The 14483-nt window shown below is 57.2% G+C and carries 11 protein-coding genes; 1 reads left to right on the top strand and 10 read right to left on the bottom strand.

Going from position 1 to position 14483, the window contains the following annotated elements:
• Nucleotides 1-194 precede the first annotated feature (194 nt).
• The 8 genes from C6362_RS08595 to smc form a co-directional block, all read right to left on the bottom strand.
• On the bottom strand, nt 195-3347 hold the full coding sequence (locus C6362_RS08595; protein ID WP_014017050.1) for an efflux RND transporter permease subunit: 3153 nt from the start codon (nt 3345-3347) through the stop codon (nt 195-197).
• Between the two features lie 12 nt (nt 3348-3359).
• A complete protein-coding gene (locus C6362_RS08590) occupies nt 3360-4532 on the bottom strand; it encodes an efflux RND transporter periplasmic adaptor subunit (protein ID WP_014017051.1) in 1173 nt (390 codons plus the stop codon).
• Nucleotides 4533-4534: 2 nt separating this feature from the next.
• Complete coding sequence (locus tag C6362_RS08585; RefSeq protein WP_014017052.1) at nt 4535-5125, bottom strand: TetR/AcrR family transcriptional regulator; 591 nt, start codon at nt 5123-5125, stop codon at nt 4535-4537.
• Nucleotides 5126-5258: 133 nt separating this feature from the next.
• Entirely contained in the window at nt 5259-5762 is a 504-nt protein-coding gene (gene thiW / locus C6362_RS08580; RefSeq protein ID WP_014017053.1) for an energy coupling factor transporter S component ThiW, read from the bottom strand.
• Nucleotides 5755-6567 carry a hydroxyethylthiazole kinase gene (thiM, locus tag C6362_RS08575; RefSeq protein WP_014017054.1) on the bottom strand — a complete coding sequence of 271 codons (813 nt, stop codon included), beginning with the start codon at nt 6565-6567 and terminating at the stop codon, nt 5755-5757. Before thiM ends, thiW begins: the two co-directional genes overlap by 8 nt.
• A 14-nt stretch (nt 6568-6581) precedes the next feature.
• The gene (locus C6362_RS08570; RefSeq protein ID WP_014017055.1) at nt 6582-7046 is read right to left on the bottom strand and encodes a YhcH/YjgK/YiaL family protein; all 465 of its coding nucleotides are present in this window, start codon (nt 7044-7046) and stop codon (nt 6582-6584) included.
• A gap of 11 nt (nt 7047-7057) precedes the next feature.
• Entirely contained in the window at nt 7058-8002 is a 945-nt protein-coding gene (gene ftsY, locus C6362_RS08565; RefSeq protein ID WP_014017056.1) for a signal recognition particle-docking protein FtsY, read from the bottom strand.
• A 2-nt stretch (nt 8003-8004) separates the two neighbouring features.
• Nucleotides 8005-11559 (bottom strand): chromosome segregation protein SMC, encoded by a 3555-nt coding sequence (gene smc / locus C6362_RS08560; protein WP_014017057.1) that lies wholly within the window; start codon nt 11557-11559, stop codon nt 8005-8007.
• A gap of 246 nt (nt 11560-11805) precedes the next feature.
• On the opposite strand from smc, the gene C6362_RS08555 reads away from it, so the two are divergent.
• A complete protein-coding gene (locus C6362_RS08555; RefSeq protein WP_014017058.1) occupies nt 11806-12759 on the top strand; it encodes a magnesium transporter CorA family protein in 954 nt (317 codons plus the stop codon).
• Here the strand turns inward: C6362_RS08555 and C6362_RS08550 are convergent.
• Nucleotides 12751-13539, bottom strand: a complete 789-nt coding sequence (locus C6362_RS08550) for a ribonuclease HII (protein WP_014017059.1) — start codon at nt 13537-13539, stop codon at nt 12751-12753. The genes C6362_RS08555 and C6362_RS08550 overlap by 9 nt on opposite strands.
• 2 nt (nt 13540-13541) lie before the next feature.
• Complete coding sequence (gene ylqF, locus C6362_RS08545; RefSeq protein WP_014017060.1) at nt 13542-14405, bottom strand: ribosome biogenesis GTPase YlqF; 864 nt, start codon at nt 14403-14405, stop codon at nt 13542-13544.
• Nucleotides 14406-14483 lie beyond the last annotated feature (78 nt).

Genomic DNA, 14483 nt, shown 5'->3' with positions numbered 1-14483 from the left:
CGTGGTTCGTTTGGCGTTTGCCGTGGTTCGAAAGATTCACCCAAATCCAAAGAATAAGGCTGTACACAGGATTCGCACGGGCCGCCGATTAAGGCGGCCCCTACAGCTCGCGGACTGCGTCCGCTTCGATGAACGACCCACGACAAACGAACCACAAAAGGGGCTTGTCGCTTAAGGCGACAGCCCCTTTTTCACTACATATCTTTCAGTCTTCCGACTTCTTGTTTAGGACGGACGCGTTTGTGTCCGAATGTTTCTACGATGATGAACATCATGGGGATGAGGAAGACACCGAAGATGGTGGCGATGGACGTACCGAAAACGACGGTAATCCCCATAGTGACTCGCGACGCAGCACCGGCGCCGGTAGCGATGGCCAGCGGGACAGAGCCGACGACGAAGGCCAGGGACGTCATGATGATCGGGCGGAGACGGATCTTGGCCGCTTCGATTGCAGCCGATACGGGATCCATGCCGCGTTCATCGACACGGACTTTGGCGTATTCGATGATCAGGATGGCATTCTTGGCGGCCAGGCCGATGACGGCCAGCAGACCGATCTGGAAGTACAGGTTATTCTGCTGGTTCATGAGATAGGCAAAGACCGAAGCCCCGAAGACGCCTGCCGGCAGGCTGAACATGACGGCAAATGGTACTTTCCAGCTTTCATAGAGGGCAGCCAGGACGAGGAAGACGAAGAGGATAGCCAGGGCAAAGACGTAAACCGTCTTGTTACCGGCTTCGATTTCTTCACGGCTCATGCCACTCCATTCGTAGGCATAGCCTTCACCGAGGGTGTCCTTGGCGACTTCTTCCAGGGCTTTCAGAGCATCACCGGAGCTATAGCCATTGGCCGGAGCCCCTTGGATCTTGATGGCCGGATAGTCGTTGAAACGGTTGAGGATCGACGCCGAACCGATAGCTTTCGGCCGGACGAAGTTGGCCACCGGCACGAGCTGGTTGGCGCTGTTGCGGACGTAGATGTGGTTATTGGCATCGATGGTTTCACGAAATTCCGGAGCGGCCTGGACGACGACCTTGAAGTTACGGCCGAACATGGTGAAGTCGTTGACCTGATAGGAACCGTAGAAGGACTGGAGCGTCGAATAGAGGTCGCTCAGGGAAACGCCTTCTTTGGCGACTTTATCGCGGTCGATGTCGAGCTGATAGCCCGGCGTATCGGCAGCGAAGGCCGTGTAGACCGAACCGATTTCCGGACGTTTGCGAGCAGCGGCGATGAATTTCTGAGCCGTCGCCGACAGTTCTGCCGTCGTATGGCTGCCGCGGTTTTCCAGCTGCATCGTAAAGCCCGACGACGTGCCCATGCCGTCGATAGGCGGCGGGTTCATGGCGATGACCGTAGCCTGGGGAATCTGATTGCCCATGGCCATGATCTTGCCGACCAGGGCATCGACGGACAGGGATTTATCTTTACGCTGATCCCAGTCGCTCATGCCGATGAAGGACGTAGACCCGTTCGATTTCGGCCCATTGGCCAGGATACTGAAGCCGACGACGTTCATGACATTGGTTACGCCGGGCTGCTGTTCCAGCCAATTACTAATCTTTTCGCTGACTTGTTTCGTTTCCGTCTGGGAAATGCCTTCAGGCAAGGTGACGTTCATCATGACGAAGGCGTTATCTTCTGACGGGACGAAGCCCGTCGGCATGACTTTGAAGACGCCTGCCGTAAGGGCGCTGATGATGACCAGGAAGGCCACGCACCATTTAAGGTGGAGCTGCAAGTGAGCCAGGCGCAGGCCATACCAGGCGATGAGTCTGTCGAAGGCATCATTGAATTTCTGGAAGAACTTGTAAATGCCCTTGGGATTGTCATTGGGTTTGTGAACATTCAAAATAGACGCACACATGGCCGGTGTCAGGGTCAGGGCGACGAAGGCCGAAATGAGGACCGACACGGCAATGGTCAGGGCGAACTGGCGGTAGAGGATACCACTCATGCCGCTGATGAAGCCGACAGGAACGAAGACGGCGGCCAGAACGCAGGCGACACCGATAACCGGGTTCTGTACGTTCTGCATGGCAATGATCGTCGCCTCCCGCGGACTTCGGGCGTTATACTTGATTTCATATTCGACGGCTTCGATGACGACGATGGCATCGTCGACGAGGAGGCCGATGGCCAGTACCATAGCGAACAGGGTCAAGGTGTTGATGGAGAAATCGAGGACCTTGAAGCAGGCAAAGGTACCCAGCAGGGATACCGGGACGGCGATGAGCGGAATCAGCGTCGACCGGCCACTCTGAAGGAAGAGGTAAACGATGAGGGCGACCAGCAGCAGGGCTTCGATGAAGGTTTCAATAACTTCGTGGATCGACGCCGTAACGAAGGTCGTGCTATCGTAGACAACTTTATAATCTAAATCAGACGGGAAAGAAGCCTTTGCTTTTTCCAGGACTTTACGGGCACCGCTGACGGACTGCATGGCGTTGGCATCGGCCGTCAGGCTGATCATGAAGCCGGCTGCCTTGCCGCCGCCCAGATCACTGGTAACGGAATAATCCTTAGAGCCCAGGCTGACGTCAGCAATATCGCCGACGCGGACCATGGTGCCGTCGGGATTGGTGCGGATGATGACGTTCTTGAACTGTTCTGCCGTCTGCAGACGACCGTCTGTACGCATGGTGTACTGATAGGTCTGGTTATTGGGCGACGGCTGGGAACCGATGGTGCCGACAGCGGCCTGTTTGTTCTGGGCGCTGATGGCCGAGATGACGTCGGTCGGCGTAATCTTCAAGATACTCATCTTCATCGGGTTGAGCCAGATACGCATGGCGTAGTCGGACCCAAATTCCTGGACATCGCCGATGCCCGGGACGGATTTCAATTCATCCATGAAGTACTGCGTGGCATAGTTCTTCATGAACGTCGCATCGTAAGAACCATTGGGCGACACGAGGGCGAAGACCATGGCCATGGAACTCGTCGATTTCTGGACAGTGACGCCGGTCTGAGTGACTTCCGACGGCAGCGTCGACTGGACCTGGCTGACGCGGTTCTGGGTGTTGACCGTATCCATATCGCCATCACTGCCGGACTTGAACTGGACCGTCATGGAATAAGACCCGTTATCGTTCGTCGAACTTTCCATATTGACCAGGTTATCGACGCCGACGAGCTGGCGTTCGATGACACTGGCTACGGTCGTGCCGACGACTTCGGCGTTGGCGCCGATATAAGTAGCCGAAACGCGGACCTGCGGCGGCGTGACCTGCGGATACTTGGCGACTGGCAGGGTCGCAATCGCCAACAAGCCGAAAATGGAAATCAGCAGGGAAATGACGATGGCGAAAATAGGCCGGTCGATAAAGAACTTAGATATCACGGTCTCGCCTCCCTACTGATTGGCCGACGAGTCCGACGACGTATCGGAACTGTCGTTATCGATGTCTTCCTTGGTCAGCAAGTGCTGGTCCAGGGAAGCGCCTTTGGCCTTCTGATAGCCGTCGACGATGATCGTATCGCCGTCCTGGAGACCATCGTTGATGATCCAGAACTTGCCGACTTTCTGGCCCGGCGTGACTTCGCGGTTCTGGGCTTCGCCATTGCCGTCGATGACGGAGACGTAATATTTCCCCAGCGTCTGCTGGACGGCGCGCTGCGGTACGGACAAGGCATTGCGCTGAATCTGTGTATCCGAGATGACCGTCGCATAGAGACCCGGGATGAGGAGATTGTCCGGGTTGTCGAAGACAGCCTTGACGACGATAGAACCGGAGTTGCCGTCCATGCCGTGGTTGACCTGGGTGACATGGCCTTCATAGGGATAGGTGGAACCATCGCTCAGACGGAGCAGGAGATGGTCGCCCCAGCTGCTGCCGGTACTATCAGCGGCCTGTTTGGTCATCTGCAGGTATTCCGATTCACTGATGGAAAACTCTACGTAGACCGGGTTCGTCGAAGAAATGGTGACCAAGGCCGTCGAACCGGCTGTGGCAAAGGTGCCGACGGGGACGTCGTCGACGTTCAGTTTGCCGCTGAACGGCGCATAGACGATGGTATCGTCGACGTTATCCTGAGCGGCATCGACCTGGGCCGCATTGGCTGCGACGACGGCCTGCTGCTGCTGCGTAGCCGCTTCCTGGTCGGTAACGGTCTGCTGCGGGATGGCATCCTGGCTGGCCAGGGTCTGGTAACGGCGCAGGTTCAGCTGCTGATTGGCCAGGTTGGCTTCGGACTGGGCCTGGGTCGCTTTGGCCTGGGCCAGGGCAGCGTCATAAGTCCGGCTGTCGAGGCGGAACAAAGGCTGGCCTTCCGTGACTTCCTGACCGCCCTGGACGTATTTCTCCACGACGCGGCCGGAAATCTTAGGCCGGACGGGCACTTTGTCCGTCGCCGTGACGGTACCGCTGTACTCGGCCTTGACCGGCGTGTCTGCGGCGACGACTTTATACGTGTTGACGGCAACAGGGGCCTTGGTCGCACTCTGTTGGGCACCACAGCCGGCCAGGAGCGCGGCAATGGTGAGAACGGTGACGCTCATCGTCGCAAATTTGCGTTTTTGTATCATCTTCACTTTCCTCCTATTTCTTTCGATTCCTGATTCTTAATGCCATAGAGCAAGACCTTGATGCAGCGCTTCATATAGTCACTAAAAGAGGAATCGTGATTGACATCATTAAAATAATCGATAATGTCGTCGGCTGCGCTATGCAAAAGGCGCAAGAACAGGAACTTATCAAAAGGCTTAAATTCGCCTGTCTCCTGAGCTTCATCGAGGAGCTGTTCCAAAAGGCGCCAGTCTTTTTCGTAGCGGGACTGCAGGCGGTTCCAGACATCGGGCATTTTCGTCAGAAGTTCCGATGCTTTCCGTACGGACAGGACCTGCCAGTTGTCACTGGGCACGTCGAAATAAGCGATGAGCTTGGCTTCGCAAGTCATGGTGCTGTCACTGACGATGCGCCGATGATAGGTATAGATCTTATTGGTAAAATCAGAGATAGCCTGCTCTATGATTTCTTGTTTCGACGAAAAATGTTCGTACAAGGTCCGCTTGCTGATGCGCAGGTTACGGGCCAGATCGTCCATGTGGAAATCAGCACCATGGCGGTTGATTTCACAAAGGGCTTCTGCCAGGATCTTGGCGCGGATATTTTCTGTCATGTAAACACGTCCTACTTAAAAAAAATACAAGGTGCTGTCATTGAAACTCAAACTACAAAACTCAGTACCAATTTATAGTTTAATATACAGCACCTTATAAGTCAATAAACAAGTCGATATTATTATTTCTTTGTTACTTCTTCAATTCTTCGGCAAATTTCCGGATGGGCAGGATCTTGTACAAGACGGCACCGCAGGCTGCACCGATGCAGGTATTGGGCAGGAAGGCGACGACGAAGAACCACAGGGCGACGACTTTGGAATCGAGGACGAAAGCGGCGACGGGATAAGCGATGAGGCCGCCCAGGATCCCGGTCCCGACGATTTCTCCGACGACGGCGCCCCAGATGGAATTTGTCTTCTTATACAAAAGGCCGGACAAGGCGGCGCCAATCATGCTGCCGGGATAGGCCAGGACGGTACCGACGCCCATGGCGATGCGGATGGATGAAATACAGAAAGCACCGGCCGTCGAATAGCGCCAGCCCACGAGGACCGACAAGAGGACGTTGATGAGGTGCTGCAGCGGGAAGACCCGGGCACCTCCGAAGGGAAAGGACACGAAAGGCGCCAGGAGGACGCCGATGGCGATGAAAATCGCCGTAACTGTCATTTTCTTGAGTTCACCATTATTCACGATTGATCAAAACCTTTCCATACTGTTGCAACAGCGTATCATTTAAGGCATAAAACGTATCAAAGAGACGGGCGTGGAAGGTCCCAGGTCCAGCCTGGCCGCCCCGTTCCAGAGCCAGCTCGCCGCCGATTCCCATGGCCAGGACGCCGGCAGCGGCCGCCGTGAAGGGATCGGTCACGGCCGCAAAGGACGCGATGAGGGACGTCGTCATACAGCCCGTACCGGTGACATAGGTCAACATGGGGCAGCCGTTGTGGACTTCTGCCGTCCGCTGCCCGTCGGCAATGACATCGACGGCACCGGTAATGGCGACGGTCGTCCCCAAATGCCTTGCCAGAGATGCTGCCAGGTCCGGGTCAGCCGCTCCGATGCGGCTGTCGACGCCGAAATCCTGACCGCTCTTATGGGCGGCCAGACAGGTGATTTCCGAAGCATTGCCGCGGATGACGGCCAGGGGCAGTTCGTCCAGCAGGCGCTGCGCAGCCTGGGTCCGGAAAGTCGTGCCGCCGGCGCCGACGGGGTCGAAGACGATGGGAACACCGTGAGCCGCAGCGGACCTGCCAGCTGCCACCATGGCTTCCAGCGTCCATTGCTGGAGCGTTCCCAGATTGAGGACCAGGGCCTTGGCGGCGGCCGCCATTTCAGCTACTTCCTCGACGGCATTGGTCATGGTCGGCGAGGCGCCGATGGCCAAGGTCGCATTGGCGCAGTCGGTCATGGTGACGAAATTAGTGATGTGGTGGATGAGGGGCCGCTGGCGGCGCAGTTCCTGAAGGGCCTGGGCCACAGCCGGGATGAGTTCCATCGTCAGGCCCCCTTTCAGACGTGGATCTTGAGGATGGCTTTTTTGATGGCCTTCCCCTGCCCATCGGGCGCACAGAGGCAGCGATGGCCGTCAGCCGGCGTAAAGACGGCATAGGTCCCGGGCGTCATGGCAATGACGGTATCGGCTGCGACATCGGGATTGTAGAACCAGGCATCGCTATCGGCCCGGCTGTCGTCGACGACGGGCCCGGCCTGGCATAAAGGCTGCCAGCCAATAGTTTCTTCGCCATCCAGGACATACTGGATATCGATGTAATCGCGATGGGCTTCCATCAGGCGCTGGCCGGCCGGTGCCGTTTCCGTGACGTCGACGTTCATGTAGTTCACCGTATCGAAGGTGTGGCGCCCGGGCTGCAAGTCCGACTTGGCCAGGGAGACCAGTTTTTCGATCCACGGCCGGATATATTCCGGCAGGAAACGGCTTTCCTTGTCATATTGGGAAATATTACCTACGAACATGAGGATTCCTCCTAATCTTCGTCGCTGGCTTCGCGGGCGGCGACGTTTTTATCGAACAGAGCATCGGCGAACTGAGCTGCATCGAAGGGGCGCAGGTCGTCGACGCCTTCGCCGACGCCGACCCAGCGGACAGGGACGCCTAATTCCCGTTTCACCGACAAGATGACGCCGCCTTTGGCTGTTCCGTCGAGCTTGGTCAGGACGACGCCCGTCAAGGGAACGACGTCGCCGAAGAGCTTGGCCTGGCTGACAGCGTTCTGCCCCGTCGTGGCATCGAGGACGAGAAGCGTTTCCTGCGGCGCCCCTTCGATGTTGCGGCCGGCGACGCGGGCCATTTTCCGCAATTCTTCCATGAGGTTGGACTTGGTCTGCAGGCGGCCGGCCGTATCGACAAGGAGGATATCCATGCCCTTGGCCTTGGCCGACGCCGTCGCATCGAAGACGACAGCCGCTGCGTCCGCCCCTTCCTGGTGCTTGACGATGGGTACGCCGACGCGGTCAGCCCAGATGGTCAGCTGTTCTGAGGCAGCGGCACGGAAGGTATCGCCGGCGGCGAGCATGACCGATTTCCCCTGCTGTTTGTAATACTTGGCCAGTTTGCCGATAGTCGTCGTCTTACCGACACCATTGACGCCGACGATGAAGATGACCCGCGGCCCTTCCGTTTCCGGGAGGGGTTCATCATTTTCATTGAGCAAGGCGACGATGCACTTTTCCAAATACGGTACGACGTCGTTGCCGTCTTTGATTTCCTTCGATTTGACGCCGGTCCGGATCTGGTCCAGGAGGTATTCCGTCGTTTCTACGCCGATGTCGCCGGTGAGCATGACCGCTTCCAGGTCATCGTACATGTCGTCGTCTATTTTGGCATAGCCGCGGACGACGGTTTCGATATTCTGGATGAGCGAGTGTTTCGTCTTTTCTAAGCCTTTTCGAAGTTTTGAAAAAAATCCCATAGTTATGTTCCTTCCTTTAACAATTCATCTACTTTGACAGTCAGCAGGCGCGATACGCCTTTTTCTTCCATCGTTACACCCAACAAGGTATTGGCCGCTTCCATGGTCTTGCGGCGGTGAGTGATGACGATGAACTGCGTCGCTCCGCTGTAATTCTTGAGGTATCGGGCCATGCGCTCGACATTGGCTTCGTCCAGAGCCGCATCGACTTCGTCGACCAGGCAGAACGGTGCCGGATGATAGGCCAAAAAGGCCAGGAGCAAAGCGATGACCGTCAGGGCCCGTTCGCCGCCGGAAAGGAGCGTCAGGGACTGCTGTTTCTTTCCTGGCGGGCGGATGTAGATTTCCACGCCGGCTTCCAAGATGTGTTCCTTGTCGGTCAAGGCCAGGTGGGCCGTGCCGCCGCCGAAGAGGCGGCTGAAGATATCCTGGAAATGGACGCCGATTTCTTTGAAGGCCTTGGCGAATTGTTCGGCCATGGCCGCGTCGATTTCAGCGACGACAGTCCGCAATCTTTCCCGCGATTCCTTCAAATCGTCGCACTGGCGGACGTAAAAGTCCCGTTTTTCCAAAGCCGTCTTGTATTCGTCTTCGGCAGCCGGGTTGATGGTCCCTAGCGCCGTAATCTGAGCCTTCAAGGAAGCGACCTTGTCATGAAGCTCTTTCAACGAGCCCTGACGGCGCCGTTCCATAGCTTCCTGGCGGCTCAGACCCTGCATGGCCAGCCGTTCTTCGTGATGGCTGATATCGCCTTTATACTTTTCCAGCTGGACTTCAGCCGCATGGCAGCGCTGCTGCCACTCCTGATGGCGCCGGCGAAGGTCGGCGACGACACCGTCCAGGGCCTGGCTTTTTTTCAGGGACTCGTTGCGGGTCCGGTAAAAAGCCTCTTTGGCCTGGTCACAGCGGACCGTATCGGCTTCTTTCACGGTAATATTTTTCGACAGTTCTGTCAACAGGCGGGCCGCTTCTTCCTGGCGGCGTACCAGGTCCTGGCGGCGCTGGGACAGGGCTTGTTCCTGGGCCGTCAATTCCTGCTGCCACGTATCATGCTGGCGCAGCTGGTCATCGCCGTGACGGACCTGTTCGGTCAGCTTGGCAACGGCAATCTGCCGCTCCGTCAAGGTCTGACGGCACTGGGCCGCTTCGGTCCTGGCGGCGTCACAGGCGTCCTGCCATTGCTGGACGTCGGCGGCCGGCCCCGTTTCCATCGCCGACAGCGCCGCTTCTTTCTCAACCAGCCGGGCCTGCATATCGGCCCGGTCCTTTTCCAGTTTTTCCACGCGCTCGTCGAAAGCAGCCAGGGTCTGACGGATGTCAGCCAGGGCCTTCTCTTCCTGGCCGGCCTGCCAGCGGGCCTGGTCCGCAGCCTGCCGGGCCTGGCGCAGCCCTTCTTCGGCCTGGGCCAGGTCCCGTTCAGCCCCTTCGGCCTGTTGGCGCAGGTCTTTGCCTTCGGCCAGCAAGGCTTCCAGGCGCTGCTGGCCGCAGCGGCACGTTTCCTGCAACTCCTGCAGCAGGGCCCGCCGGCTGATGAGGGATCCTTCCTGATTGCGGGTGCTGCCGCCAGTCAGGGAACCGCCGGCGTTGAACTGGGTGCCATCGAGGCAGACGATGCGCAGGCGATGACCGTATTTCCGGGCTACAGCCGAGCCCGTATCCATGGTGTCGGCCAGGAGGGTCTTCCCTAAGAGCGACGAAAAGACTTTCTCATATTTCGGCTCATAAGAAATGACGTCTGACGCGAAACCGAGCATCCCCGGCTCGCCAGCAGCCCGTTCTTCATCGGCCGTCCGCGACCGGCTGCGCAGCGTATCGAGCGGTAAGAAGGTCGTCCGGCCGGCTTTCTTTTCTTTTAAATAAGAAATAGCCTGTTTGGCAGCCCTTTCATCTTCAGCGACGACGTAGCGGACGGCACCGCCTAAGGCGACGTCGATGGCGACGGCGAATTTCGACGGGATCTGGCAGAGTTCGCCGACGGCACCGCACAAACGGCTGCGCCAGGGCTGACTGGCCGTCAGGACCACTTTGACAGCCCGCCCCAGGCCTTCGTGTTCCTGTTCCATACTCTGGAGGACGCGCATGCGCTGGGCGGCTGCGTCGATATCGCCGCGCAGGCGGCGGTATTCTTCTTCCCCTTGTTTTAGGCGCTGGCCTTTTGCACGGGCGTCGTGCCGCAGGGAAAGGGCCTGCTCTTCAAAGGCAGCAGCCTTTTCCTGCCAGTCTTTCTGCTGTATCCCGGCTTCCTGATGCCGCGCTTCGGCCTCTTTCAGGGCTTTCTTCTTTTCTTCCCACTGCTGCAGGGCCTGCTGGCAGGCGGCGTCATTCTCTTCCAGCCGGCGGCGCAGGTCTTCGCTGTCCCGGCGCAGCATGAAAGCGTCACGGCTGCGCTTGGAATTGGCATCGACCCGTTCCTGCAGGGCCTTGGCCGCCGCTTCAGCCTTGGCTTCGGCCTGGCCGAACAAGGTCTGGGTCAGGGCCAGGGCCTGTCGGGCCGCTTCCAGTTCAGCTGCTTTCTGCGCTTTCTGCGCCCGCAAGGCCTCTTTCTGTTCCTGCCAGGCATTCTGGCGCTGCTGCAGTTGTTCTGCATCAGCTCCTGCCTGGGCTTCGTTCTCGGCGAGTTCGGCCTGCCGCTGACGGCAGGCTTCGCGACGGTGGACGAGGCTGTCCAGTTCATTGTGAACGACCATGGCCTGTTCATCGAGATGGCGCAGTTTTTCGTCATCGGCAGCCATGGCGTCCAATAAGGCCTTGCGCTTGCCTTCGGCAGCGGCCAATTCCCGGGCTGCTTTCTGTTCTTCGGCTTCGGCCGTCATGCGGCCGTTCTCGGCCTTGGCCAGGAGGCGTTCGCTGTTGCGCAGTTCCTGCAAGGTCACGGTCCCTTCATAAGCCAGGCGTTCGCTGTCGAGGCAGCGGAATTTCTGCAGCGTTTCTGCCTGTTCCTGTAACGGTTCCAGCCGTTCTTCGAGGACGCTCATGAGGTCGCGGATGCGTTCCAAGTTGCGTTCGGTCTCGGCGATCTTGCGCAGGCCGTCGGCTTTGCGCCCTTTGAAGCGGCTGATACCGGCCACTTCTTCAAAGATGACCCGCCGTTCTTCCGGTTTGCTGTTGAGGATGCGGTCGACGCGGTTCTGACCGATGACAGCCATGGAATCCTGGCCGATACCCGTATCGGCAAAGAGGATGTGGATGTCTTTCAGGCGGCACGGCCGGCGGTTGATATAGTATTCACTGTCGCCGGACCGGAACAGGCGCCGCGTGACGACGACTTCAGTGAACTCCGTATCCAGGGCGTGGTCGCTGTTGTCGAAGTACAGTGAAACTTCGGCTGCCCCCTGGGGCCGGCGGGTCTGGGTCCCGGCAAAGATGATGTCTTCCGACTTCTGCCCCCGCAGCTGACGGACATTCTGTTCGCCCATGACCCAGCGGACGGCGTCAGAAATATTGCTCTTGCCGCTGCCATTGGGCCCGACAATGGCCGTAATGCCCTTGTCAAAGGTCAGCGTCGTCTTATCTGCAAAGGACTTGAATCCCCGCAGTTCCATTTTCAATAATTGCATAATGTCTACTCTCTCTGTGGACGGCCTCGACGGACACGGTACGGCGCCGCGCGGCAGTCCTGATTATTTACTCGTACAGTTAATCATACCATAATTACCGGCCTGCCGCTACTATGGCCTCCCTAGCCGACGATCGGCAAAGTTTCTGTAAAATATCGGGGAAAACCTTGACGAGTCCTGTCTTAATGGATTATATTAGAATTTGGGTTTGAAGGCCCTTATTCTGCAGAAAGGGAGAGTACCGTAATGATTCAAGTTTATAAACACAGCAACGGCCATCTGGAAGACAACATTTCCCTGGCATCGGCTGAAAAAGGTTCATGGATCCACGTCGTAAATCCGGATTCCGAAGATTTACAGCTCGTATCCATGGTCACGGAAATCCCCACTGATGTCCTGAAAACCGCCTTGGACACGGAAGAACGTTCGCACGTCGAAATCGAAGACAATTACATCTTCGTCGTCATCAACATCCCGATTATCTTGGAAACGGATAGTTATGACACCTTGCCGCTGGGCATTTTCATCACACCGGACTTCATCATCACCCTCTGTATTCAAGAAACAGAAGTCATGCGCGCTTTCACAGAGAACAAGTATCCCCTGTTCTATACCTTCAAGAAGACGCGTTTCCTATTCCAGATTCTCTATCGTTCGGCGACGCTGTTCCTGCGCTACTTGATGCAGATCAACCGCCGGACCGACGACATCGAAGAAATCCTGCGCCATTCCATGCGCAACAAGGAATTTTTCCTGCTCCTGGAATTACAGAAATCACTGACCTACTTCACGTCAGCCCTGCGCAGCAACGGCATCGTCATGGAACGGCTCATGCGCCTGCGCCGCAATACGTCGCTCCACCATCTCATCAAGATGTATGAAGAAGACGAAGACCTCCTGGAAGATGTCATCATCGAGAACAAGCAGGCTATCGAAATGGTCGAGATGTATTCCAATATTCTCATGAATATGTCCGATACCTTCGCCTCGATCATTTCCAACAACCTGAACCTGGTCATGAAATTCCTGGCATCCATTACGATCATGCTGGCCGTCCCAACGATCATCTTCAGCTTGTGGGGCATCAACGTCCCTGTCCCCTTCCAGGACACAGCAGCCGGTTTCTACTACGTCGTAGGCATTGCCATGTGCTGCACCATCGTCGCCGTCATCATGCTCTGGCGGAAGGACCTATTCTGAAAGGCCCTTCACCATGCTCTTGATGGGTTCAAAAGAGCGGCGGTGAATCGGACACGGTCCGTATTCCCGCAACGCTTCCATATGCATTTTCGTCAAATATCCCTTGTGGACGGCAAAGCCGTACTGGGGATATTTTTTATCGTATTCCACCATGAGCCGGTCACGGGTGACCTTGGCGATGATAGAAGCGGCGGCGATAGATGCGCTCAGGGCATCGCCATGGACTAAGGACTTGTGGGGCACGGTCAGTTCCCGGAGGGGCATGGCATCAACCAGGACCGCTTCCGCCGGCACAGCCAGGCCGTTGACGGCGTCGTACATGCCCTGCATGGTAGCGTGGTAAATGTCGAGCTCGTCGATTTCTTTTTCCGACTTGGCCACGCAGGATACGGCGACGGCTTCGGCCATGATCTTATCATAGAGCAGGTCCCGCTTGGCTGGCGGGACTTTTTTACTGTCATTGAGGCCGGGACATTCCCAATATGGCGGCAATATGACGGCGGCCACCATGACCGGTCCGGCTGCCGGACCGCGGCCAGCTTCGTCGATACCGGCCACGTGGTACAGGCCTTGGTTATAATAGGCCGTTTCCTGGGCATACATATGGAGGACCCGTTCCCGCTCAGCTTCTTCCCGGATTTTCTGGCGCATATAGGCAGCGGCCAGTTTGCGGACCGACACGCGGCTATCTTCTTTCATGGCTGCCAGGAGTTCCTGTACGTCATCGCCAGCGGCTAACTGAGCTTTAAGGTCGGCGACTCGGAATTTCTCGATATCCATGGTCAGTCCTCCCCTTCGAAATCGCCCAGGCGGTCCAGGGAAATGGCACCGATCTTGCCTTCACGAAATTCCTTGAGGATGAGTTTATAGGTCTTTTCCAGGTCGACGACGCCGCCCGATACGATACAGCCCCGCTTGCGGCCGATAGCTTCGATCGTATCCAGGGGCTTTTCACAGAGGCTGTCCAATTTATAGCGGCCTTTCAGTTCATCCGGATACTGGGCCGACAGCTGTTCGACGAGCTGCAAGAGGACCGTTTCCATATCGAAGACCGTGTCGGAAATGGCGCCCGTCGCAGCCAGGCGGTAGGCGCTGACCTGGTTTTCCAGTTTCGGCCACAAGACGCCCGGCGTATCCAGGAGGTCGAGCTGGTCGCCGATGTGGACCCACTGCTTGCCCTTCGTTTCGCCCGGTTTATCTGCCGTCTTGGCCGCACTGCGACGGGACAATTTATTGATGAGCGTCGACTTGCCGACATTGGGGATGCCCAGGATCATGGTCCGGACGGCACGGTTCTTGAGGCCCCTTGCCTTCCAGCGGGCCAGCTTCGGCGCTGCCAGGGAACGGACGAGGGAAATGAGCTGTTTCACGCCCTTGCCGCCTTTGCTGTTCAAGGCCAGGACTTTGCGGCCTTGCTGTTTGTAATGGGCCACCCATTCGTCGAGGACAGCCGGATCGGCCAGGTCGGCCTTGTTCAGGACGACGATGGACGGCTTGTCACCGATGAGCGACTTGATCATGGGATTGGTGCTGCTCATGGGGATGCGGGCATCGACGAGCTCGATGACGACATCGATAATCTTCAGGTTTTCTTGGATCAGGCGCTTTGCCTTCGCCATGTGACCGGGATACCAGTTGATAATCATGATATTTCCTCCTTGAAAAATAAGAAAAGGGATTGCCGCAAAGCGGCAGTCCCTTTTCGTAGTTCGTTTGGCGTTTGT

Origin of the sequence: Megasphaera elsdenii DSM 20460 (assembly GCF_003010495.1) — a bacterium.
GTDB classification, from domain to species: Bacteria; Bacillota; Negativicutes; order Veillonellales; family Megasphaeraceae; genus Megasphaera; species Megasphaera elsdenii.
This window is presented reverse-complemented; position numbering and strand designations above follow the sequence as displayed.